The sequence below is a fragment of the Terriglobales bacterium genome, from assembly GCA_035487355.1.
In the GTDB taxonomy this organism is placed as follows: domain Bacteria; phylum Acidobacteriota; class Terriglobia; order Terriglobales; family Acidobacteriaceae; genus QIAW01.
The window spans coordinates 90,653-113,820 of the sequence record DATHMF010000030.1 but is presented as its reverse complement, the minus strand read 5'-3'; the positions used below and the strand labels follow the sequence as shown (position 1 = coordinate 113,820).

Below are 23,168 nucleotides of genomic sequence, written 5' to 3'. Positions count from 1 at the left end.
TCATAAGATATGGCAACAATTCAGCGCAGGAAGTCTGTAACCGTCAATGTCGGGGGTGTGCGTGTCGGCAGCGATGTGCCGGTTGTGGTGCAATCCATGACCAATACCGACACGGCCGATGTGCCAGGTACCATCAAACAGGTGGCGGCGCTGGCGCGCTCCGGCTCCGAACTGGTGCGCGTCACCGTAAATAATGACGCCGCCGCCCAGGCCGTGGCTCCCATCGTGGAAGGCCTGGCCAGGCAAAATATCCACGTGCCCATCATCGGAGACTTCCACTACAACGGACACCTGCTGCTCACCAAATATCCTGACTGCGCCAGGGCCCTTTCCAAATATCGCATCAACCCCGGCAACTGCAGCATCGGCAAAAAAGACGATGACAACTTCAAAACCATGATCGAAGTTGCCGTAAAGAACCAGAAGCCGGTGCGCATCGGCGTGAACTGGGGCTCGCTCGATCAGCAGCTCCTGACCCGCATGATGGATGAAAATGCCCGCCTGCCTGAAGACCAGATGAAAGACGCGCGTGAGGTCACCATGGAGGCCATGATTGAGAGCGCATTGCGCTCGGCGGCGCTGGCCGAAAAATACGGATTGCGGCGCGATCAGATCATCCTCAGCGCCAAGGTCAGCGGCGTGCAGGATTTAGTTGATGTGTACCGCTCTCTGGCCACCCGTTGCGATTATGCCCTGCACCTGGGACTCACCGAAGCCGGCATGGGAAACAAAGGCGTTGTCGCCAGCACGGCCGGCCTCGGCATCCTGCTGCAGGAAGGCATTGGCGATACCATCCGCGTTTCGCTCACTCCTGCTCCCGGCGGCGACCGCTCGGAAGAGGTAGTTGTTGCGCAGCAGATTCTGCAATCACTCGGTATCCGCAGCTTTACTCCGCAGGTCACAGCCTGCCCCGGATGCGGGCGCACCACCAGCACCTTCTTCCAGGAGATGGCGGAGCAGATCCAAACCTATCTGCGCGAAAAAATGCCGGTGTGGAAGACGCAATACTCCGGCGTGGAAGAGATGAAGCTCGCCGTCATGGGCTGCGTGGTCAATGGGCCGGGCGAATCCAAGCACGCCAATATCGGCATCTCACTGCCAGGCACATTTGAAGAACCCAAAGCGCCCGTGTTCGTAGATGGCCGGTTGATGACCACGCTGAAGGGCGATCGCATCGTCGCTGAATTCATCAAGATTCTCGATGAATATGTTGACTCGCACTACAGCGCCAAAGAACAAGCCGAAGTCGCCGTCAAAGTATAACTATAGCTCGTGAAGCACAGCCGTCCCCGGCCGTGCTTCATCCTCGAAATAACAGTTCAATCAAATCGGCACCGCGCAAGTGAATCGTTTACCATTTAATTACCCACCCCGATCCCTCTATTGCTCCAGGCAGGTTCACCTCGCCCCCACTTGCATGCAAGTGGTTAGAACCTCCTGAAACAACGTGATTGCCCCGTATTTACTGGAGAAAACCGCTATCGTGATGGGACACTTGCAGAGCCAGCCCGTACGGTCTGCAGTATTTACTAAATAGATATCATCCGCGGGCCGTTGCTGAGGGGCTACTGAGTACTGCTTTTTGCGAATTTTCAAAGACCGCTGGGGCACGCGCCCCCGCATTCTTGAATGCCAGATACACTTCCGGGAACAATGATGACCTACAATTACCCAAGAGTGAAGCGTTTGATATCACGGTGATACCAACAGGCTGGATGTTGCTGCTGTGCCAAACCGAGGGGTCCCTAAGATCGCCACTGCGTGATCGCCCCGTCATTTGTACACCCCCACCAGGGCCGTGAACATGGCGAATCCCTGCTGCGACTCCGGCGGATAACAAACGCCAATGGCAACATGCTTCGCCACGGGGTCTTCTGCAACTTTTTTCAATTGAACCGGTAAATCTCGGGCTTCAGCCTGGCTGAAAACCACCATGAAGCCCTCTACCGGAAGATAGCGCATGGCGGCGTGGGGCGTGATTCCCGGCTTGCATGCGGCTGCGCGCAGTTGAGAAGAATCACCACGCACGAATGCAGCCAGCCCGCTGTGGGAACGGACCTGGTTCATCTGCTTCAAGATTTGGGCTTCGATGTTCTCGGTAGTTTGCTCAGGGACGCGATGGCTAAAATCTTCCGTAACGTAAATCTGGTCGCCTTTCTCCACGATGCCAATGCCAATTGCGTTGTAGGCGGGATTCAGCAGGTTAGCGCGATGTCCGGGAGAGTGCATGAATTCAGTGTGGGCGCTCTGCGGGGAATCAGAATTCGCGACATTTTCCGCGACGGAATCAAAGTGGGCGCCGGCCTGCGCCAGCCGCGGCGCCAAAGCAAGTTCGTCAGCAAATTTGTGTGAGAGTTTGCCCAGCTTTGCCATTTCCCGGGAATGTTTGCGTGCTGCGATGATCAGGTGATCATCCAGTGTAAATAGAGGCAGGTTCTGGCTCTTCCGCTCTTGATTGACCAGAGTGTAGAGTTCGCTTTCATCGGAGGTAAGCTGCGACGACGAACTAGGATCAGCGTCAGCGTCTTTGTAATTATTTTCGACGCTCTGGGCTCCGGCGTTCTGCAATGCGCCCGCCAGGCAAACGCTGCTGACGATTAAGAACAAAAGGAAAACTACTCGCACAGCACTAGCATACACTCGTAATGCAATCACTCGTAACGCAATGCCTCAATGGGGTCCATGCGTGCCGCCTTCAGCGCGGGCCAGAAGCCGGAGAAGACGCCAACGATGGAAAGGATGGCAAAAGAAACCACCATGACCATGGTCGAAGTTTGCAGAAAGATGTCTCCTTCGTGGTTCAGGGTCTTTTCCATATCGCTGTAGAGCGGCATGGGAGGCACCGCATGCGCGATGATCAAGGCCAGCAGCATACCGATAACGCCTCCGACAAAGGTCAGCACCAGCGATTCCGCCAAAAATTGCATCAGGATATGCCGCGGACGCGCCCCCAGGGCCTTGCGCAATCCAATTTCGCGCGTCCGCTCCGTCACCGAAACCAGCATGATGTTCATTACGCCCACGCCGCCCACGCCCAGGGTCAACGCGCCAATGAGGCCTAACAATACGTCAAGAGCAATCGTAAACTGGCGGAGTTCGCGGCCATCTTCAACGGTATCCCACTCCGGAGTGGCTTTGTCGTCCTTGGGATCAAAGTGGTGGTACTGGGCCAGGACCGCCCGCACTGCAGCCACGGTTTTTTTGTTTTGCTCGGGAGAAACCGGCTGGAAGACGATCATGTCCGGATTGCGTTGTGGAGGGTCAGTCACGTCGCGCATCAGCGGAAACGGAATGAAAGCACATTGGTTATCAGGACAGTTATTGGAAGAATCCTGGATCTTCTTGCGTAAAACTCCGATGACCTCGAAACGCAGGCCCTGAATATCAACATCTTCTCCCACAGCGGGCGCTCCGTTGAAGACTTTTTTGGCCGCATCCGCTCCAAAGATGACCACGTGGCGGCCTTCGCTGAAGTCGCTCTCCTCGAAGTAGCGCCCATCTTCTACCTCCAGCTTGCGCATCGCTCCGTAAGGGTATTCAATCGCTTTGGTCATCACTGAAATTACGCGATTGTTAATTTTGTAGCCCAGGCCGTTGTCCGATTCCGCGCTCACGTTTTTTGCAATGGGCACCTGGTCGCGGACCGCCTGCACATCATCGTAGGTAAATTTGATCCTGCGCCCGGCGCGCTCGCCGCCCGCCTGCATGCTGGTCTGTCCCGGCCACATCATGATGACGTCATTTCCCAGCCCCAGGAACGCGTTGAACACACTGTTGCCGAGTCCTTCGCCGTAGGCCAGCAGGATCACCACCGAAACCAGGCCCCACACGATTCCCAGCATGGTCAAGGCCGAGCGCAGGCGGTTTCGCATCAGCGACTCCCAGCCCTGGACCACGATGTCTTTCAAAGGCATTTATTCATACCTCAGGCATTCCACCGGGGTCAGGTCAGCGGCGCGCATGGCCGGAACCATGCCGGCCGTGACGGTAAGAACCGAGAGCGTGAACAGCGCAGCGATTACGGCAACCAGAGAAATCACAGGATGTGGAATAAACTCGGGCAAGGAAACCTGTTCCAACAAAACACAAAACCCTACTCCGAAAATCAGCCCCAGGGCGCCGCTGAGCAACGTAAGCAGGGCAGACTCGGCAAAGAACTGCCGCAGGATGTCTCCCCGGCTTGCGCCCAGGGCCTTGCGAACGCCAATTTCACGCGTACGCTCCGTGACTGAGACCAGCATGATATTCATGACCCCGATTCCGCCCAGGCTCAAAGTCGTAATCGCAACCGTGCCGAAAAAAAGGGTCATGACGCTGAAAATTCTTCTAAGAAGCTTGGCTGCGTTCATCGTGTCCCACACGAATAAAGCGTCTTTGTCTGTGGGCTCAAAGTGATGAAGCCTGCCCAAGGTGCGGTATACCTGTTGCACGGCTTGCTCATGTTCATCTGGGTTTTCCACTTCGAACACCAGGTTGTTAAGCCAGTCGCGGGTCACGCCCGCCCCGGTGGCACGGGGGAAATCGCGGGCCATGGCGGCATAGGGAACAAAAAGCTGGGTGTCGTCTTGCCCGCTGCCATAGCTGCTGTTCTGTTTCTTTTTGGCCAGAACCCCAATGACGGTGTAGGGCAGCCCTTTGATCATCAGGGTTGCATCCACGGCGGGCTGTCCATTAAAGAGCTGCTCTCTTGCGTCATGTCCCAAAATAACCACGCGCCTGCCTTCGGCTTCATCCTCCTCGCTCATTAGACGTCCTTCACCGATCTGGAGAGAGCGAAAATTCTGGTAAACAGGCCAGACACCGCGCACCGGACGGTTGGCAGCGTTGAATTGGCTGGTTTCGGGCAGGCTTTGCCGCAACTCCGGACTGACGGCTTTGACCGAATAGCACTCAGCCTGGATGGCACGAGCGTCATCAATGCACAGGCGGATTTCGCGTCCGGCAGCATAACCGCCTGCCTGCTCGCTGGTTCTTCCGCCCCACACGATGACTACATCTGTGCCCAGAGATTTCATCCGGTTTTGCTGGTCGCGGCCGAATCCGAGTCCCAGGCCAACCAGCAGAATCACCGATACCATGCCCCACACGATGCCGAACATGGTAAGGAAGCTGCGCATCCTGTGGGTGCGAATAGCCGTGAATGTCTGGCGGAAGATTTCACGCAAATTCATCGCTTCCCTCTCGAAGAGACGGCTATTTTCGCCAGAATGTGTGGCTGCGAAGCCCTTAGACTTAACGCCTTACTGCAACACCACCTGGTCTTTCTCTTTCAATCCACTGAGGACTTCTGTTTTTGAGCCGTTGGAGATGCCGGCCGTGATGGAGATTTTGCGCTTGCCTTCTTTGGCTTTAGGATCCACGACTTCAACGTAAGCTTTCTTGTCTTTGTCGTAGATGATCGCCGCCTCCGGAACGGTGAGGACGTCAGGATGCTCTTCCAGAATGATCTCGGCGTTGGCGGTCATGGTAGTCTTCAACTCGCCGCCGGGGTTATCAATGGAAACGCGTACTTCGAAAGTAGTGACGTTGTCCTTTTCCACACCCATGGGAGCGATTTTGGTGACCTTGCCGTTGAAGGTCTTGTCTTTGAAAGACTCGACTTTGATCCGTGCCGGCTGGTTCATCGTAACTTTGCCGATATCGCTCTCATCCACCTTGCCCAGCACATAGACTTCGTGGATGTCGCCAATGGTCATAATCTGCGTGGCCGCAGACCCCATCACCAGGATGGAACTCACCGCATCGCCTATTTCCACGTCACGCGAAAGCACGATTCCATCAATGGGGGCGACAATGGTGGAGTATTGGTATTCCTGCTTGTTCTGCTCAAGCGCTGCCCTGGACTTGGCAACCGCGGCCGTCTCCTGGGTCAGCTTGGCTTTTGAGACGATCAGGTTGGCGCGGGCGACGTTCTGCTTGTTAAGTGCGAGTTCGTAATTCTTCTGGGCATCTTCCAACTGCGATTGGGAAAACACGCCTTCCTTCGCCATCTGTTCGGCGCGCTCATACGTGCGCTTCAGCAGGGGAACATCGGGACCTTCGGCATCCACCGTGGCGCGGCTGACATCGGCCTGCGCGGCGTTGCGGCTGGCTTCGGCGGCCTGCAGGTCAGCTTCGGCCTGATGCACGTGGGTCAGGATTTCTTCTTTATCCAGCTCCACCAGCACCTCGCCGGCCTTCACCGGCTGGCCCGCGTCCTTATACCATTTCTTGACGATGCCGCTAGCCTTGGATTTGATCTCTGCCTTGGTAATGGGCGTGATCTTACCCGTGGCGACTACGTTTTTTGCCAAGGTCTCGCGCTTGACCTCTCCGATCTTGGATTTATCAATGACCGTGCCGCCGCTCTTGGCAGCGATAAGGATGAGCAATATGATGACGCCTGCAGCAATCCCGCCAGATACCAGAATTATCTTCTTTTTCTTCTTTTTGCCGTTTCCATTCGCCATGGGCCGCTCCTTGACAGATCTTGATCACCGCTGGATGGGATACGCAAGCCGCTTTGAAAAAGTTCCTATTCGATTAAAAAAATTCCTATTCGGTACGCACCGTTAGACCACGAATTGAGGGAAAAGTTAGCGTTTTTTCTTAATAGATGCACATTTACATTTACTCGTCTTTAATAAAAGCACAGATTACCGGCTACTATTCTACTTCTAAACCTGAAAGCTTACCCCCGTACTCAGGCATCTGATAGCCAGCCCGGAGGATGCTACAATCAGCATTCCATGTTTACGCTCGTGTTGCTGCGGGTGTTCCTCGTTCTCCTCTTTATTGCAGCCAATGCCTTCTTTGTGGCCGCAGAATTTGCCCTTGTGAGTGTGCGCGATACGCGCATCCAGCAGCTTATTGATCTGCGCCGCATCGGAGCACGCACCATCCAAAAGCTCCACCAGAACTTTGACGAGGTCCTGCTGGCCGTGCAGTTCGGGGTCACCCTCTCCAGCCTGGCGCTGGGCTGGATCGGTGAGCCCACGGTAGACCGCATGATCGAGCCTTTGCTGGTGCATATTCCCCATGCGGCTATTTATGCTCATATCATCGCCAGCATCATTGCTTTTACCCTGATCACTTATCTTCACGTCATCCTGGGTGAAATTGTTCCCAAGTCGCTGGCGCTGACCCGGGCCGAGCGCGTGGCCCTGGCCGTGGCCGGACCGATGGAGGCCTTTATTGCGCTCTCCAAGCCGCTTCTCTATCTAATGACGCGCGGATCGCGCCTGGTGTTACGTGCCTTTGGAATGCGCAGCATGCGCGAAGGCGGAGTGCACTCGCCGGAAGAGCTGAAGCTGATTGTCACCGGAAGCCGCCGCGTCGGTTTGTTGCCCGAGATCCAGGAAGACATGATTCACCGCTCCCTAGACCTGGGGAACATCACCGTACGCGAGATCATGGTGCCCCGGCCCGACATCTTCTCTCTTCCCGCCGACATGCCGCTGGAAGAGGCCGCCGGCCGTGTCGTGGAAGATCAGCACTCTCGCATTCCCGTCTATGACTCGCAGCGCGGGCCGGAGCACATTATCGGGGTCTTATATGCCAAAGATGTGGCCCGGCTGATGTATGTGCGCTTTACCAATTTGCGCAAGTCGGGCGCTCCCCTTCCGCCTTCTTCTGCCGTGCAGGTTCGCCACATCATGCGTGATGTACTGGTGGTGCCCGATACCAAGCCGCTCACCGACCTGCTGACCGAGTTCAAGCAGCGTCGCCGCCACCTGGCCGTCGTGGTGGATGAATTTGGCTCGACCGTAGGCGTGGTCACCGTGGAAGATGTGCTTGAACAAGTTGTGGGCGAGCTTGAAGACGAGTTCGATGTGGATGAATCGCCTCCGCTCTCTCTTGCCGGGGGAGTGATGGTGCTCGATGGCGCTGAGAACATCCGTGACCTGGAAACGAATTATGAGTTGAAGCTTCCCCGCGATGAAGGCTTTGAGACCCTGGGTGGCTTCGTGATCTCCCGCCTGCAACGCATCCCCAAGAATGGAGACACCGTGGAGTTTGATGGCCGCAAATTCACCGTAGTTAAAATGGAGGGCCATCGCGTCGGGCTGGTTCGTATCGAAGCCAACAAAACAGCTCCTGCGCCGGCGGCCCAGGAACAGGCTTCCTGAAACTAAACCCCATGTTTAAGTACATTGCAACGCGTTTGCTTTATACCATCCCAGTGATCTGGCTGGTTGTGTCTGTCGTTTTTCTGCTCATTCATCTTGTCCCGGGCGATCCTATCCAGTTGATGCTGGGAGAGGGCGCCGCCGGCGCCGACCTTCAATCTGCGCGTCATACCTACGGACTCGATGTCTCGCTCGGCCGCCAGTATTTGAATTATTGGCGCGGTGTGCTGCATGGCGACCTGGGACACTCGCTGCGCTACAACCAAGGCGTCACCGGATTGATTCTGCAGCGCTATCCCGCGACCCTACGCTTGACCCTGGCCGCGCTTGCCGTGGCCGTGCTGCTCTCCATTCCCGCAGGGGTGCGCTCGGCAACACGGCGCAATCGCTGGGATGACCGCCTTCTTAGCTTCATCAGCTTGCTGGGGCTCTCGTTTCCCAACTTTGCACTGGGGCCAATCCTGATTTTATTTTTTGCCATTAAGCTGGGCTTGCTGCCAGTCTCTGGATCGGAAACCTGGGAGCATCTGGTGTTGCCTGCAATCACCATGGGCGGCGCGCTGGCAGCTATTCTCACACGCATGATCCGCACCGCCATGCTGGAAGAGCTAGGACAGGATTACATCCGCACCGCCCGCGCCAAAGGTCTGCCGGAGAGCGTCGTCGTGTATCGTCATGCCCTGCGCAACGCCATGATTCCGGTGCTCACCGTTGTCGGGCTGCAATTTGGTGCACTGTTGGCGGGAGCCATTGTCACCGAAACCATTTTTTCCTGGCCCGGCATCGGACGCCTCACCGTACAGGCCATCAACACCCGCGACTATTACCTGGTGCAGGGATGCGTGCTCGCCATCGGCCTGACCTATTTGGCAGTGAATTTCTTGACTGATTTGCTGTACTCGGTGGCCAACCCGAGAATTCGGCAGTAGGACGCAATCGCTTGAGCATGCTTCACAATATTCGCCGCAATCCGCTGGCTGCTTTTGGCCTGGGGATGATCTGCGTCTTCGCCCTCTTTGCCCTCTTTGCCCCGTGGATTGCTCCCCAGGACCCGGCACATATTGATCTTCCCACGCGCCTCTCCCCTCCTTCGCTTTCACATTGGATGGGAACCGATGAACTCGGACGCGATATCTTATCGCGCGTTATTTATGGCGCGCGCATCTCCATGATGGTGGGTTCGAGCGTGGTGGCCGCCTCGCTCTTGCTGGGGATGATCTTTGGCTGCACCGCCGGATACTACGGTGGGTACATTGACCGCTTCTTCAACGTCGTAGTGATGAACGCCTTTCTCTCCTTTCCCGGAATTCTGCTGGCCATTGCCTTCGTCGCCTTTCTTGGCCCCGGGCTGTGGAACCTGATTCTGGCGCTCTCACTCGGAGGCTGGGTAGGGTACGCCCGGCTGGTGCGCGCTCAGGTGCTGGCCACACGCGAGAAAGAATTCGTGGAAGCCGCCCGCGCCCTGGGCGCCAGTGACTGGCGTGTGATCACGCGCCATATTCTTCCCAATATGATCCAGCCGGTCATCGTGCAAGCGGCCATCGGCATGGCAGGAGCTGTCCTGGCCGAAGCCACCATGAGTTTTCTTGGATTAGGCGTGCCGCCGCCTGTGCCCAGTTGGGGCTCCATGTTGAACGATGGCCGCTCGCATCTGTTCGACGCGCCGCACGTTGTGCTCTTCCCTGCCGCCGCTGTCATGCTGGCGGTGCTGGCCTTCAACTTCATCGGGGACACCCTGCGCGACTACCTCGATCCCCGCGCCCGCATTGAAGCGGGGATGTAGAACAAAAGCAAACCACGGATTTCATGGATTAACGCGGATTTAGGTTAATTCTGCATCTCGTCCGCAACCTCTAAAGTAAAGCTGTTCCCTAACAAGCCAAGGCACCATTTTCGAACATCTCCTCAAATATATGAAAACAAAGCTTAAAATCCCATTGACTTGATTACAAATTGTAATAAACTGATTGCAATTTGCAATTATATGAATAACTTTACAAACCCGAATGTGCTCTTCCAGGAGGAGCAGCAATTTGGGCGGCGGCTAATGTTTCCCATCGCTTTGCTGGTCTTGGTGGCGCCCGCGGTCTTCGCCTTCGGAGTCTGGCAACAGATCTTTCGAGGCATTCCCTGGGGCAATCATCCGCTCAGCAACCAGGCCCTGATTTTCATGGCAACCGTGATCACGTTGATCTCGTTGCTGACTGTCTGGCTGGTCTTTGCCTGCCGGCTGATGGTGGTGGTAGATCGCAATGGTATCAGGCTGAAGTTCTCGCCATTCTGGCAGCGTTCGATTCCGCTGACTGAGATTCGCGAGGTCTTCACCCGAGACAGCAGCCCGATCCTGGACTATGGAGGCTACGGAGTGCGCCTCGGCCGCAAGGGATGGGCCTATGTAATCAGCGGCAGGAGCGGCGTACAGCTCAAGCTGAACAGTGGTTTGCCTGTGTTTATCGGCTCGCAGCACGCGAGCGAGTTGGCTGCCGCGATTCAGCAGGCCAAGGCAGTATAGGAACACATGAAATTGGGAGAAAAGATCCGTTACTTGCGCTCCATGGAGGGCGCTGTTCGCGGGCTGGACCGCGAGATGACCCAGGCCGAGGTGGCCCGAGCTATGAGCAAGGAATTGAAGAAAAACATCAGCCAGTCGTATCTCTCGCAGATCGAGAACGGCACGCGTCCGCACTTGACCAACACGACGCGCATGCTGCTGGCAAAGTTTTTCAAGGTGCATCCCGGTTACCTGGTGGATGACCCCGAGGGCTTCCACACCGAGCTCACCTCGAACCTGAGCACGCTGGAAGACAAGCTGGATTTGTGGCTGATCAACGGGGCCGAGCGCTTTCGCCGCGATCCGCAGTTAAGCCACGCCCTGCTTGAACTGGCCAAGCACGAGGATTCGCGCAAGTGCCTGGCGCTGCTGGCGGCCATTCTGGAGACGCCGCAGCTTGCCGAGCGCCTGCTGCAGGTTTTGAAGCCCGAGTATGAAAGAAGCAACGGCCGAATTGCGGGAAGCAAGCCCCGTAACGGGCCGGGAAACGGAAGGAGGACGGTATGAACTGGGAGACCTTCTACCTTGTCTGTTTTTTCTTTGGATTTCTAATGAGCGCATTGTCGCTGTTCTCCGGCGCCTTTCATCTGCATCTGCCGGCGCGGTGGCACCTGCCCTTTCATGCCCATTACCACGGCGGACATCTTCGCTTTGGGACGAAGGCTGGGAGCCACACGTTGGATATTCCGTTCTTCAACATGACATCCATGATGGCGTTTTTGTGCTGGTTCGGCGGCATGGGCTATTTGCTCACCCATTACTCCACAATTTGGTTTGTGCTGGCGCTGCTGGCTTCGGCAATGTCCGGTCTGGGTGGTGCGGCCATCGTGTTCTGGTTTCTCGTGAAGGTGTTGCTACGGTATGAATCGCCACTTGACCCCTCTGACTTCGAGATGGTGGGTGTGGTGGGAACCTTGGCTGTCTCCATACGTCCCAAAGGGACGGGTGAGCTGATTTATCAGCAGCAGGGGACGCGCCGTGTGATTGGCGCGCAAAGCGAGGATGGCCGGGCCATCCCCAAGGATTCCGAAGTGGTAGTGACCCGGTATGAAGACGGCATTGCTTTTGTGCGCCCCTGGGCGGAGTTCGCCGATGAGCATGGCGTCGGCATTGCCAGTGAAGAGAAAGAGAAAAGCTAAAGTCTTTAGTTTCAGAGAACGTAGTTATGGTTTTGGGATTTCCATCTTGGATGGTCATTGCGGTTGGAATGGGAGCATGCGCTCTCTTGCTGATAGCAATCATGGCCAATCTTTATCGCAAAGCAGCACCAAATGAGGCACTCATCGTGTATGGCTTTCGTGGATCGCGCATCGTGGTTGATGGAGGCACCGTGATTTTCCCCCTGGTTGAAAATTATCAAAAGCTGTCGCTGCAGTTGATGTCGTTTGAGGTGGCGCCGCAACAGAACCTGCATACCTCCGAGGGAGCCATTGTAGCTGTGGATGCCGTGGCCCAGGTCAGGGTGAAATCGAACCCGAGCTCGATCCATGCCGCTGCCGAGTGGTTTCTTACCAAGACGCTGCAGCAGCGTGAAGAGCTGATTCGTCAGATGATGGAAAGCCGCCTGCGCACCATCATCGCCCACCTTACCGTAGAACAGATTGTCAAAGAGCCGGAGAAGCTGGCCGACCACATGCGCGAGAGCTGTGCGGCTGACATCGACAAGATGGGCCTGGAGATGGTCTCTTTCAGGATCAAACAAGTTCGTGAACAGAAGGGCAACCGTTAGAGCTTTTATTTGAAGCTTTTATTTGAAAGGAGGCAGTTATGATTTTTGGATTTCCGTCTTGGATCGTCATTGGGGTGGGAATGTTCGCGTGCGTCGTCATGCTGATGACAATGCTGGCCAACCTTTATCGCAAAGCAGCTCCCAACGAGGCGCTGGTGGTTTACGGTTTTCGCGGGCCGCGCATCATTATCGGTAGTGGCACTGTGATCTTTCCGGTGTTTGAAAACTTTCGCGTGCTGTCACTGGAGTTGATGTCGTTTGACGTGGCGCCGCAGCAGGACCTCTATACCAATCAGGGTGTAGCGGTAACCGTGGAGGCTGTGGCACAGCTCAAGGTGAGGTCCGATACCATCTCCGTCCGCACGGCATCGGAGCAGTTTCTCAGCAAGACGCCGCAGCAGCGTGAGGGCCTGATCCGTTTGGCGATGGAGGGTCACCTGCGCGGCATCATCGGGCAGCTTACGGTCGAACAGATTGTAAAAGAACCGGAGATGCTGGCCGACCGCATGCGTGCCACCTGCGCCAAAGACGTAAACAAGATGGGCCTGGAGGTAATCTCGTTCACCATCAAGGAGGTCCGCGATAAGAACGAGTACATCACCAACATGGGCAGGCCCGACATTGCCCGCATCAAGCGCGATGCCGACGTAGCCGCGGCCGAAGCGGAGCGCGACACCGCCATTAAACGGGCCCAGGCTCAGCGCGAGTCCGCTGTCGCCAAGGCCCAGGCCGACCAGGAGCGCGTGCTGGCCGAGACGCTCTCCATGGCCAAGCAATCGGAGGCGCAGCGCGACCTGGAGATCAAGAAAGCCACCTACCTGGAAACCATCAAGAAACAGCAGGCGCAGGCCGATAAAGCCTACGAAATCCAAACCAACATCATGCTGCAGCAGGTCACAGCGGAAGCGGTCAAGATCCAGCAGATTGAAAAAGAGCAGCAGGTCAAGGTGCAACAGGCTGAGATCGCTCGCCGTGAAAACGAGTTGATTGCAACCGTCCTGAAGCCGGCTGAGATCGAACGGCAACGGATCGAGACCCTGGCCTCAGCCGAGCGTCAACGTCTGATCACCGAAGCCGAGGGCAGCGCCAACGCCACGCGCGCACAGGGCGAAGCTGAAGCCGACATCATCTTCAAGAAGGGTGACGCGGAAGCCAGAGCCATGAACGTGAAGGCGGAGGCCTACCAGGAGTACAACCAGGCCGCGGTGGTGGATAAGCTCATCACGAGCCTGCCGGATATCGTGCAGGCGCTCGCCTCGCCGCTGCAGAAGGTGGACAAGATCACCATTGTTTCCACCGGCGACGGCAACGCTGCCGGCATGAACAAAATAACCGGAGACATGACCAAAATCGCCGCCCAGGTTCCTGCTCTCTTCGAAGCCCTGAGCGGAATGCAGATGTCTGAACTCTTCGCGAAAGTACGTGCCATCGGAGATAAATCGCCGAAGCCCGACGACCCGCCCGCTTCCCTGCCTAAAGGCAAGGGTGCGGGAGCGTAATAAGAAGCTGCCAGCCACTAGCTTCTAGCTGTATCTGGTGGTTGGTGGTTGGCAGCAATCACTGAAATTTTGTAACCGAGATTCTTTGTATAGAAGGAATCCATCAAAAGGACGGGGATGATGAAGACGAAAAGCAGATTTGGTGCAGGAATGGCAATCGGAATTTGCATAGGATCAGCCGTAGGAGTAGCCATGCATGCGCTGCCGATTGGTATCGGCGTAGGCGTGGCCATAGGAGCGGCTCTGGGCTTTGTGATGAGCAAAAAGCCAGCTACTAGCTCCTAGCCTCTGGCTGTATCTGGGTCTAGCAGTTATCGACGAAATTATTGAACCTGAATTTTTTGTATGAACAATTTGTATGAACAAGAAGAAGAGAAGTTAAGCTGCCAGTCACTAGCTTCTAGCTGTACCTGGTGGCCGGCAGCTATCACTGAAATGATGCAACGGCAAAATTCGTTGTTAAACCACGACAATGGATCACAAAGATCCCAAGTCGAAGAGGAAAAATCGAGCTGCAAGCCACTCATACCGCTAGAAGCTAGTAGCTGGCAGCTCTCTTCCAAAAGAAGGAGCACATCATGGCACTGTTAGAGCGAGTCGCAACGTTAATCCGGGCAAATCTGAATGACCTGATTGAAAAGGCCGAGGACCCTGAAAAATTAATCAAGCAGGTAATTTTGGACATGCAGAACCAGCTTCTGCAGGTCAAGACGCAGGTGGCCATCGCCATTGCCGACCAGCACCTGCTGGAAAAGAAGCAGAAAGAAAACGAAGAAAAGACAAGTGAGTGGATGCACAAAGCCGAGCTTGCCGTCGAGCGCAAGAAAGACGACGAACTGGCCCGGGCCGCGCTGGAGCGTTCCATGAGCTACAAACAAATGGCAGAAAATTTTCTACAACAGGTGGCCGACCAGAAGACGCAGGTAGAGAACCTGAAGACGGCCTTTCACAAGCTCGAACAGAAGCTGGCCGAAGCGCAATCCAAGAGCGAGTTGGTGATCGCACAGCACCGCCGTTCCCGAACAGTCAGGAAAGCCAGCGAAGCCCAGCTCGCGGTCAGCAACAGCTCGGGCACAGCAACCTTTGACCGCATGAAGCACCAGGCCATGCGCAATGAAGCCATCAGCCAGGCACATGCCGAGCTGCACACCGATTCCCTGGACGACAAGTTTGCCGCCATGGAAAAAGAGGGTGAGATCGAGCGCCTGCTGGCCGACATCAAGGCACGCAAGAGCCTGACGGCGTGAGTAAACTGTGAACCTGCTTGCCCTGGCGCGATCAGGGCAAGCGCGCGCGCTTTGAAGTTAAACATTGAGGTCTCAGTGTGGGCTGCCCACCTGTATTTTGCCGAAGGAAGAGCTATGACAAACGCAGCGGCATTTCAGTCTGATTGCAGGAGAATGAATCTTTGCTGTGGGCAGGCCAACCGGAGCGCAGGGTCGTCTTCCACCAGGAAGATGTTGTCGCCATCCCTTGCAGTTTGCTGTGGAGCGGTTTCGTGATTCTCTCTGAGATCGGAGTCCTCAGCGCGGCCAGGGCAAGTAATAATCAAACCTGATGGTTTGGGGCGGCGTGGGGGATTCCATTTGTGCTCGTGGCCCAGTACCTGGTATGGGGAAGGTTCCTCTTACCAGCGACTGCACTGAAGAATCTTTTTCGATGGGATCTTTAATGACCAGTAAAGCTACCACAACCAATGCAGCCCGAACTTCCAAGCGTAAGCAAGCACAGCGTATTCCGACGATGTCGCACGTTGTCGTCGGCTTGGCGGTCGCATGGCAAGCAATCGGAATGCTGTCTGCCGAGCCGAAAGTCCTGGCTTGGGCGAGCCTTGTCGCAGGCATTGCGCTTGTGCTTGCCGGTATTTACGAACTCTTCGAGTCCGAGCGCCACCACCTGGCAATGTTTATCGTGGGCGTAGTCGCAGGAATCGAAATCTGCGGCGCAGCAATGGAGCTCTTCCATCAGCACAAGCATTATGTTCAATGGGTGATGCTGGCAGCCGGCGTGGTGACCATCGCAGGGGCCTCGATCAGATTCGTCGTCGGACGCAGAGGCGAGCAGCACTGATCTGCTGTTCGCTAATTCCTGCTCCGGCTTCCAACCAAACAGGACAATCGCCTTTACATATTCCTAAAAGCGGTTCCAAGGTAGCTCTACCCGAAATGCCAGTTTGTAGATAGTCTAGGAAACGGCCATCTCTTCCACATCGGCCTTTGGCTTTTCACGCGGAAATTAAGCTATTTTTCGGCCCTTTTTCTGCGCAACTTTTCCCGGGGGCTGGGTTTATAGGGACATGGACGCCGTACACGTCCATAGTAAGCTCTCCTAAACCACAGTACACTTTATGCCTCCGGCCCCACCGGAGGCTTTTTTGGGCCACTTTGCGAGGCTTTGCAGGCCCAAAAGAAGGCCTGTTCCAGGGCCCCCTTTGGCTCGCCCTTTGCTTTAGACTGGAAGGGGCGAATGATGAGCGAACACGACCTCTTGTTCTACGATGGCGAGTGCGGCTTTTGCCATGGAAGCGCGCGCTTTGTGCGCAAACGCGACCGCAAAGGGCAATTTGAGTATGCCCCGCTCCAAGGTGAAAGGTTTCGTCAGAAAATACCCGAGGAACAGCGCTCCCGCCTGCCTGACAGCCTTATTCTGCTCAGCCGCGAAAAGGGGCTGCTGACCCGCTCTTCGGCCGGGCTTTATATCTTTTCCAGGCTGCCTCAGCCCTGGCCTTTTTACGCCGCTATTTTGCGCCTGGTCCCGCGTCCCATACGGGATTTCGGCTATGACCTGTTCGCCCGCTTCCGCCGCAAACTGTTTCCGGCCCCAAAGAGCTGTGAGTTGGATTAGAGCATTACCCGATTACACAATGACTCAATCACCCGATGAACACAATGACCCGATTTCCTCCGCGTCTCAGCGCCTCGCGGTTAACAAGCCTTTTTTAGCTCAAGAGAGAGGCCGTCGCCCACAAACACAAACCCCCGCTGCATAATCTCGCGCAGCGGGGGATGGAGAAACGATCAGGCTACAATATGTTCGTGCTGCTGCCGGTATGTATGTTCCAGCAGCTCCATCTGGTCTTTAATGCGAAGTTTAAGTTTCTTCAGACGCACCTCTTCCAATTTTTCTTCTTCGGAGAGATATCTTTTTTGGATGAGGGAATCGAGACGTTGAGAGTATTGAGAGTGTTCCTGTGCCAGCCTGCGAAATTCTTCGTGGCTGGCCATAAGGTGATCTTTGACTTGAGTCGCCATCCAGAAAAACCTCCTGACCATTGATTTGATCTGGAAGATCGATTGTTAAAGGAAGGTTAACATACGGCTTACCCGGCTTCAATCGTTTCAGGAAATTTTTTTGGAAAAGCGAAGCGGAAAATGATTGCATCTTCCACCGGAGAGGTGTAGTAGGCCTTGCGCCGTCCGCTCTCCTCAAACCCCCACTTTTCATAGAGCGCCCGCGCGGCCTTATTGGATTTGCGCACCTCGAGTGTGACCTCCTGTGCGGCAAAACTGTAAGCGATGGCCATCATTTCTCCCAGCAGCCGCGTGCCCAGGCCGTGGCGGCGGGCTTTGGCCGCTGTGGCAATGTTCTCAATTTCCCATTCATTCTGCATCTGCCGCGCCACAATAAATGCCTGCACTACGCCCTTTTCTTCAAGGACCAGGCTGTGGCGTCTGACCACATCGGCCCGAAAGAGGTCTTCGTAATCTTTCGCCCTCCATTGCGCCGCGGTGGCAGCACGGCTGGCCAGCGCCATCATGATAGGCACATCGGCAACGACCGCAGGACGGATTACGATTGGCATCGTCTACCTGCCATGAGTGTATCTTACAAAGATTAGGGTGAGCGCGATGCGAGCGCCGAACTGCGCGAGCGCAGCACGAGGGCGCAGCAGCTTGTTTTGGCTGCGGAGCCCTTAGATTAAAGCCCGGCGGATATAGTTCGCATCGAGCGCCTCTGGAGATACTACCTCACCGACCGCAATTTTCCGCAATCCCAGGCGGGCAATTTCCCGACTGCCCGGGCGCTCGCTTTTTGTGACTGTAATACCTTGCTGTTCAAGAGCATGGACCACGCTCTCATCGGGAGAGCAGAGCATCTGTGGCCGGTTTTGCTCGCGCAGATATTGCACGAACTCTGCCATGCTCATCAGGGTCTCTCCCAGACATTGAAGCCGGTTTCCCTCTGCCTGGAAATTGCCTAGAAAAACGTCTCCGCGCGAGGCATCCAGCACCGCCAGAATCTCGCCTTCGCCTTTGTCTTCTTTCTGGACTTCTTTCCGCACTTGGGCCCTCTGCATATCGGCGCAGGCCTCCAAAACGGAAACCGCAGCAATCGGTTTGCCCAGTGTTTCCCCCAGGCCCTTGACGGCAGCCAGCCCTATTCGCAGTCCGGTAAACGATCCCGGACCTGATGCCGCTGCAATGCCCTCAAGTTTCTCTTTGGGAATTCCATGCCTGGCCAGCAGACCTGCGATTGCGGGAATCAATTGCGCTGAAAATGTCCCTCCCGCAACGGGAACGCTCTCAATCAGCTCGAAACTCGCGGCATCGCCGCGCGCCAGAGCAATACTGCCCTGTTTGCCCGAGGTGTCAACCGCCAAAATCAGCATCTTCGGAATCTCAAAGACGGGATCTCAAACACAGAATCTCACACCCCGAGTGGCGGATCTTCACACAGCTCCAGCAGCACGCCGCCTGTGGAAGAAGGATGCACAAAAACATAAAGATGACCGCCGGCGCCGACCTTGATTTCATCCGAAACCAGGCGTGTGCCATTCTTCTTAAGCTGCTCCACCGCAGCCGAAAGATCGGGGACGCTCAGCGCAACGTGATGCAGTCCTTCACCACGTTTGGCGATAAAACGCGCGACCGGCGACTCCTCGCTGGTAGCTTCCAGCAGCTCGATGCGGCTCTCGCCCACCGGCACCATGGCCACACGAACTTTTTCGTGTTCTACCACTTCTTCACCGATGACCTTCATGCCCAGGGCTTCGTAAAATTTGCGGGCTTCGGCCAGCGACTTTACGGCAATTCCGAGATGGTCAATCGAGGCCATAGTTCTATTGATTACACTTTAACCTACGACTTCAAATTTCCGCCATTCGCCAGCTCCTGCACCAGCGTATACGGATCGCGTCTATGCTCCGCCACCTCCTGGGCATAGTGCGCAATCTGCTCGGCGCTGAGTTTCTCTCGCAACACGCGCTCCAGCAAGGCCTCGCGCAGCATTTCGATCAGCCGCTCCCGCCAGTTGCTGATCTTCTTTTTCAGCTCCAATCCTTCGCGCTGCAAGAATTTTTCGTACTCGGCGATCGTCGCTACCAGCTCAGTAATTCCCTTACCCTCCGATGCCACGGTTTTGACGATCGGCGGGGTCCATGTATCTTTGCGCACAGCCAGGGTCTGCATGGCGCGGATTTCACGCTCCACGCGTTCGGCGCCCTCGCGGTCGCTTTTATTGATGACAAAGATGTCGGCAATTTCCATGATGCCGGCCTTGATGGTTTGCACGTCGTCTCCCATACCGGGAACCAGAATCACGATTGTGATATCGGCCAGGCGAACGATATCAATCTCATCCTGTCCTACGCCCACGGTCTCCACGAGCACCAGGTCTTTGCCCGAGGCATCGAGCACGGTGGCCACATCGGCGGTGGTGCGCGCCAAGCCACCGAGGAAGCCGCGCGTTGCCATGCTGCGAATGTAGATGCCGCTGTCAGCATGGTGAGTTTGCATGCGGATGCGGTCGCCCAGAATCGCGCCGCCGGTATAAGGACTGGTCGGATCAACCGCAATGATCCCGACTGTCTTTTGTTGCTTGCGATATTCGCGGGCAAGCTGGTCTACGAGCGTGCTTTTTCCTGAACCGGGAGCGCCGGTGAGACCGACGATGCGGGCGCGTCCGCTATAAGGAAAGAGGGCTTTCAGCAGCTCGGTGGATTCAGGAGCGGAATTTTCAATCGCGCTGATGGCCCGCGCCAGCGAGCGCACGTCGCCCGAGCGTACGCGATCCACCCAATTGTTGTTGTCGGATTTCAAGGTTGAACTGAGGCGCGGCTTGTTGCGACGGGCCGCGCCTCTTCCAACGATAAATCAATTCCCGGCTTTTGAGGAGTTGGCTTCGCCAACATAGTCCTGCATTACAGCTTTGCGCAATAGATGAGGCGGCAGCAGCCCCTGCGACAGAATGAAATCGTGATATTTCTGCTGGTCGAAGTGCTGGCCCTGCGCTTTTTCCACGTCGGCACGCAACTCACGCAGGCGCGTGTATCCGTAGAAATACGAGGTCGCCTGTCCCGGCGCGCGGAAGGTGTAGCGCTCCACTTCTTCCTTGGCCATGGCCGGCGAAAGTACTACATCGTTCAACAATATGTCCCTGACCTGATCGGGAGTAAGCTTCCCCGCCTGCAATTCCGGATCAACGAATGCGCGAGTGGCGCGCATGAGCCGGTGTTGCAGAGAAATAAGCTGGCCATCGTGGGGCATGAACGGTTGCATGATGTACTCCGAGTAGAGTCCCCAGCCTTCGACATTCACGCTGTTGAACGCGTAGAGCGCGCGGGCCTGGGATACGCCTTTCTCGATCATGTAGTCGAACTGCAGCTCGTGTCCCGGACGCGCTTCGTGCGAGGTCAGGGTCCAGGAAGCAGCCGCAAAGGTGAAGTCGTCATATTTCATCATCGCGTCTTTCGAGCCCGGCGGCGCAGGAATATTCAGCGGCAGAACGAATTCGCCCTGCTCGCCGGTATTCCCCAGCAGGCGCGGTGGCACCATGTGGGCCGCCGGCTGCGCCGCGGTCTCAGCGTCGCTGGCCAGCCGTATGCGCGCTGCGCGCTCGGGAAGCGTGACCAGATGTTCGCGGCGAATGATGGCTTCAATGTCTTTCAACCGCTGCTGGTAATGCGGCAGGATGGCATCGCCCACAATCTGGTCTTTCTTCAGTTCACGGATGACATCGCGGTAATCGCTGACCTTATATCCTTTTTCCTTGGCTACCTGCGCTGCCACCGTCTGCATCTGCCCTTGTATTTCGGTAAAGGCCTTGTGCGCCATGCCAGCCAGTTCTGCGGGAGGGATATCCACACCGTAGTTCTCCAGGGCGAAAGCATACTCCTCAGGAGGCAGGCGAAAATCCTGGCGCGCGTGCGGCAGTATTTCTTTGCGAACAAAAGTTTCGTAGTCGGCGAGCTGCTGTTTCAGCTTTGCATACGCCTCTTCGTACCCGGTGATCTTATATTTTTCAAAGAGCTTGCCGATGCCATCTACAAAGAACCTGGTGTTGGCCAGGTCGTCTTCCACCTGCAATTTCGCGGGGCCTAACAGACCGGGCTTGTTCAGGCGTTCCTGGATGCGGTCCTGCGCCAACTGTGTAAGGGGCGTGGTTCCGGCTTCCATGCCGGTGTATTTTCGCAGCCGCACCAACGCTGCCGGACGGCGCTCGGCAGCCACCTGATCATCGAGCAAGCTGAATATTCCGAAATAAACGACGCGGCCAACGTTGAAATAGGGAATCTCGTATTTTTCCTGCAACAACGATCCTTTGATGTTGTCGTTCTCCGCCTTAATCAGGATCTCCAGATCCTGGCGGATCAGCGGGTCTTTTTCCTTGGCCAAACGTTGCTCCAATTGTTTGACCACATCGGCTTCAGCCGCGCGCGTACGCTCTTCCACCCCCGGTTTCAGATCGCGGATATCGTTGTCAATTCCCGTGACTCCCTGGCGGGCATAAAATTCCGGCGCAAACTTGGACTCCGACTCCAGCACAATGCGCGTATTTTCGTTGCTGCGCTGCACCCAATCCGGAGGTGCGGACTTAGTGGGCGCCGGCGCAGAATTGGTCTGTGCATTTACCATAAATGTTAATAGAAACAAAAATGTCACTAATACAACTTGAATTCTCATGGTTCCCCTCCATGCATTAAGACGTGCTTCGCCTCATTTGGAAGCGGATAAATTTTTTAAATGGAAAATCGCTCAGTCGACCTTTCCTGGAATCTGTGCTCTCTAAGGAGTGTCGTCCTAAGCGCCCGTTTTTGGCGCGAAGGACCTCCGATGGAGACTGGAGCCACGCACGGCCTTAATCGGGCCGCGCTACATTTTTAAACGAGCGCCGCCATCACTACGACTTCAACAACTGCCGCGCGATCACCATGCGCTGGATCTCGCTCGTCCCTTCGCCGATGGTGCACAATTTCACGTCGCGATAAAATTTTTCTGCCGGGTAATCTTTAATAAACCCATAGCCGCCATGAATCTGTACACCTTCATTGGCGCACTTGACAGCGGTTTCGCTGGCAAAGAGTTTAGCCATGGATGACTCCAAGGTGGTTTTTTCTCCTGCGTCTTTCATGGCAGCAGCGCGCATGGTGAGCAGGCGGGCGGCATCAATTTCTGTGGCCATGTCCGCCAGCTTCCATTGGATGGCCTGGAACTCGCTGATGGCTTTCCCGAACTGCTTGCGCTGCTTGGAGTATTTGAGCGCTGCGTCAAACGCTCCCTGGGCAATTCCCAGCGAGAGTGCGGCAATGGAGATGCGTCCGCCATCGAGGATGCGCATGGCATCTATGAACCCATCACCCTCTTTGCCCAGCAGATGAGATGCCGGAACAGCACAATCTTCAAAGATCAACTCAGCCGTGTCGCTGGCCCGCAGTCCAAGCTTGTTTTCCTTTTTGCCCGGACGGAACCCTTTCGTGCCTTTCTCCACTACAAAAGCAGAGAGACCGTGGGTGTGCGCGGCCTTATCGGTCACGGCAATCACCACCACGACGTCTGCATAGTGACCGTTGGTGCAGAAGGTCTTGGTGCCGTTGATGACCCAACAATCGCCCTTGCGCACCGCCGTGCAGCGCGCCCCACCGGCATCGGAGCCTGAGCCCGGCTCGGTCAGCCCCCACGCGCCAATGAATTCGCCGCTGGCCAGCTTGGGAATATATTTCTTTTTCTGCTCTTCATTGCCCGCCACAAAAATATGATTGCTGCAGAGCGAGGTATGGGCTGCCACGATGATGCCCACCGACCCATCTACACGCGAGAGCTCTTCGATGGCGGTCACATATTCCACGTAGCCCATGCCGGCGCCGCCATACTCGGTGGGAAAAGTCACTCCCAGCAGCCCCAGTTTCCCCAGCTCTTTGACCGTGGCCAGTGGGAACTCGCCCTCTTCATCCCACTTCATGACGTGAGGGGCAATCTCGCGCTCGGCAAATTCGCGAACGCTCTTTTTTAGCTGAAGCTGCTCATCATTGAGTTGGAAATCCAAACGAACTCCTTAGGTGTGAG

At 55.9% G+C, this 23,168-nt stretch carries 24 protein-coding genes; 13 read left to right on the top strand and 11 right to left on the bottom strand.

What is annotated here, in order from left to right:
* Positions 1-9 precede the first annotated feature (9 nt).
* Positions 10-1,263, top strand: coding sequence for a flavodoxin-dependent (E)-4-hydroxy-3-methylbut-2-enyl-diphosphate synthase (gene ispG / locus VK738_07250; GenBank protein HTD22433.1), 1,254 nt, complete (start codon positions 10-12; stop codon positions 1,261-1,263).
* Between the two features lie 510 nt (positions 1,264-1,773).
* Here ispG and VK738_07245 read toward each other — a convergent pair.
* The 4 genes from VK738_07245 to VK738_07230 all read right to left on the bottom strand — a co-directional run bounded on the left by VK738_07245 (position 1,774) and on the right by VK738_07230 (position 6,449).
* Positions 1,774-2,607, bottom strand: a complete 834-nt coding sequence (locus VK738_07245; protein HTD22432.1) for a CAP domain-containing protein — start codon at positions 2,605-2,607, stop codon at positions 1,774-1,776.
* A 44-nt stretch (positions 2,608-2,651) separates the two neighbouring features.
* Entirely contained in the window at positions 2,652-3,914 is a 1,263-nt protein-coding gene (locus VK738_07240) for an ABC transporter permease (protein HTD22431.1), read from the bottom strand.
* Positions 3,915-5,171, bottom strand: a complete 1,257-nt coding sequence (locus VK738_07235; protein HTD22430.1) for an ABC transporter permease — start codon at positions 5,169-5,171, stop codon at positions 3,915-3,917.
* A gap of 69 nt (positions 5,172-5,240) precedes the next feature.
* Entirely contained in the window at positions 5,241-6,449 is a 1,209-nt protein-coding gene (locus VK738_07230) for an efflux RND transporter periplasmic adaptor subunit (protein ID HTD22429.1), read from the bottom strand.
* A gap of 279 nt (positions 6,450-6,728) precedes the next feature.
* Here VK738_07230 and VK738_07225 point away from each other — a divergent pair, with 279 nt between their 5' ends.
* From VK738_07225 to VK738_07170, 12 genes are all read left to right on the top strand, one after another.
* Complete coding sequence (locus VK738_07225; GenBank protein ID HTD22428.1) at positions 6,729-8,108, top strand: hemolysin family protein; 1,380 nt, start codon at positions 6,729-6,731, stop codon at positions 8,106-8,108.
* Positions 8,109-8,119: 11 nt separating this feature from the next.
* Positions 8,120-9,037, top strand: coding sequence for an ABC transporter permease (locus VK738_07220; protein ID HTD22427.1), 918 nt, complete (start codon positions 8,120-8,122; stop codon positions 9,035-9,037).
* Between the two features lie 17 nt (positions 9,038-9,054).
* Positions 9,055-9,891 (top strand): ABC transporter permease, encoded by an 837-nt coding sequence (locus tag VK738_07215; protein ID HTD22426.1) that lies wholly within the window; start codon positions 9,055-9,057, stop codon positions 9,889-9,891.
* Between the two features lie 201 nt (positions 9,892-10,092).
* On the top strand, positions 10,093-10,620 hold the full coding sequence (locus VK738_07210) for a hypothetical protein (GenBank protein ID HTD22425.1): 528 nt from the start codon (positions 10,093-10,095) through the stop codon (positions 10,618-10,620).
* Between the two features lie 6 nt (positions 10,621-10,626).
* Positions 10,627-11,166, top strand: coding sequence for a helix-turn-helix transcriptional regulator (locus tag VK738_07205; protein ID HTD22424.1), 540 nt, complete (start codon positions 10,627-10,629; stop codon positions 11,164-11,166).
* A gap of 44 nt (positions 11,167-11,210) precedes the next feature.
* Positions 11,211-11,798: an NfeD family protein gene (locus VK738_07200; GenBank protein HTD22423.1), complete on the top strand. Its 588-nt coding sequence runs from the start codon at positions 11,211-11,213 to the stop codon at positions 11,796-11,798.
* 86 nt (positions 11,799-11,884) lie between these two features.
* The gene (locus tag VK738_07195) at positions 11,885-12,388 is read left to right on the top strand and encodes a flotillin family protein (GenBank protein HTD22422.1); all 504 of its coding nucleotides are present in this window, start codon (positions 11,885-11,887) and stop codon (positions 12,386-12,388) included.
* 38 nt (positions 12,389-12,426) lie between these two features.
* On the top strand, positions 12,427-13,887 hold the full coding sequence (locus VK738_07190; protein HTD22421.1) for an SPFH domain-containing protein: 1,461 nt from the start codon (positions 12,427-12,429) through the stop codon (positions 13,885-13,887).
* Positions 13,888-14,037: 150 nt separating this feature from the next.
* Positions 14,038-14,172, top strand: a complete 135-nt coding sequence (locus VK738_07185; protein ID HTD22420.1) for a hypothetical protein — start codon at positions 14,038-14,040, stop codon at positions 14,170-14,172.
* A 293-nt stretch (positions 14,173-14,465) separates the two neighbouring features.
* Entirely contained in the window at positions 14,466-15,134 is a 669-nt protein-coding gene (locus tag VK738_07180; GenBank protein HTD22419.1) for a PspA/IM30 family protein, read from the top strand.
* A gap of 424 nt (positions 15,135-15,558) precedes the next feature.
* A complete protein-coding gene (locus tag VK738_07175; GenBank protein ID HTD22418.1) occupies positions 15,559-15,957 on the top strand; it encodes a hypothetical protein in 399 nt (132 codons plus the stop codon).
* Between the two features lie 396 nt (positions 15,958-16,353).
* Positions 16,354-16,731 (top strand): DUF393 domain-containing protein, encoded by a 378-nt coding sequence (locus VK738_07170; GenBank protein HTD22417.1) that lies wholly within the window; start codon positions 16,354-16,356, stop codon positions 16,729-16,731.
* Positions 16,732-16,904: 173 nt separating this feature from the next.
* On the opposite strand, the gene VK738_07165 is transcribed toward VK738_07170, so the two are convergent.
* The 7 genes from VK738_07165 to VK738_07135 all read right to left on the bottom strand — a co-directional run bounded on the left by VK738_07165 (position 16,905) and on the right by VK738_07135 (position 23,148).
* Positions 16,905-17,138 carry a YdcH family protein gene (locus VK738_07165; GenBank protein ID HTD22416.1) on the bottom strand — a complete coding sequence of 78 codons (234 nt, stop codon included), beginning with the start codon at positions 17,136-17,138 and terminating at the stop codon, positions 16,905-16,907.
* A gap of 68 nt (positions 17,139-17,206) precedes the next feature.
* Positions 17,207-17,689, bottom strand: coding sequence for a ribosomal protein S18-alanine N-acetyltransferase (gene rimI / locus VK738_07160; GenBank protein HTD22415.1), 483 nt, complete (start codon positions 17,687-17,689; stop codon positions 17,207-17,209).
* 111 nt (positions 17,690-17,800) lie between these two features.
* Positions 17,801-18,496 carry a tRNA (adenosine(37)-N6)-threonylcarbamoyltransferase complex dimerization subunit type 1 TsaB gene (tsaB, locus tag VK738_07155; protein HTD22414.1) on the bottom strand — a complete coding sequence of 232 codons (696 nt, stop codon included), beginning with the start codon at positions 18,494-18,496 and terminating at the stop codon, positions 17,801-17,803.
* Between the two features lie 38 nt (positions 18,497-18,534).
* Entirely contained in the window at positions 18,535-18,942 is a 408-nt protein-coding gene (gene mce / locus VK738_07150; protein ID HTD22413.1) for a methylmalonyl-CoA epimerase, read from the bottom strand.
* Between the two features lie 23 nt (positions 18,943-18,965).
* Complete coding sequence (gene meaB / locus VK738_07145) at positions 18,966-19,925, bottom strand: methylmalonyl Co-A mutase-associated GTPase MeaB (GenBank protein HTD22412.1); 960 nt, start codon at positions 19,923-19,925, stop codon at positions 18,966-18,968.
* Positions 19,926-19,979: 54 nt separating this feature from the next.
* Entirely contained in the window at positions 19,980-21,788 is a 1,809-nt protein-coding gene (locus VK738_07140; protein HTD22411.1) for a DUF885 domain-containing protein, read from the bottom strand.
* Positions 21,789-22,005: 217 nt separating this feature from the next.
* Positions 22,006-23,148, bottom strand: coding sequence for an acyl-CoA dehydrogenase (locus VK738_07135; GenBank protein HTD22410.1), 1,143 nt, complete (start codon positions 23,146-23,148; stop codon positions 22,006-22,008).
* Positions 23,149-23,168: the final 20 nt, after the last annotated feature.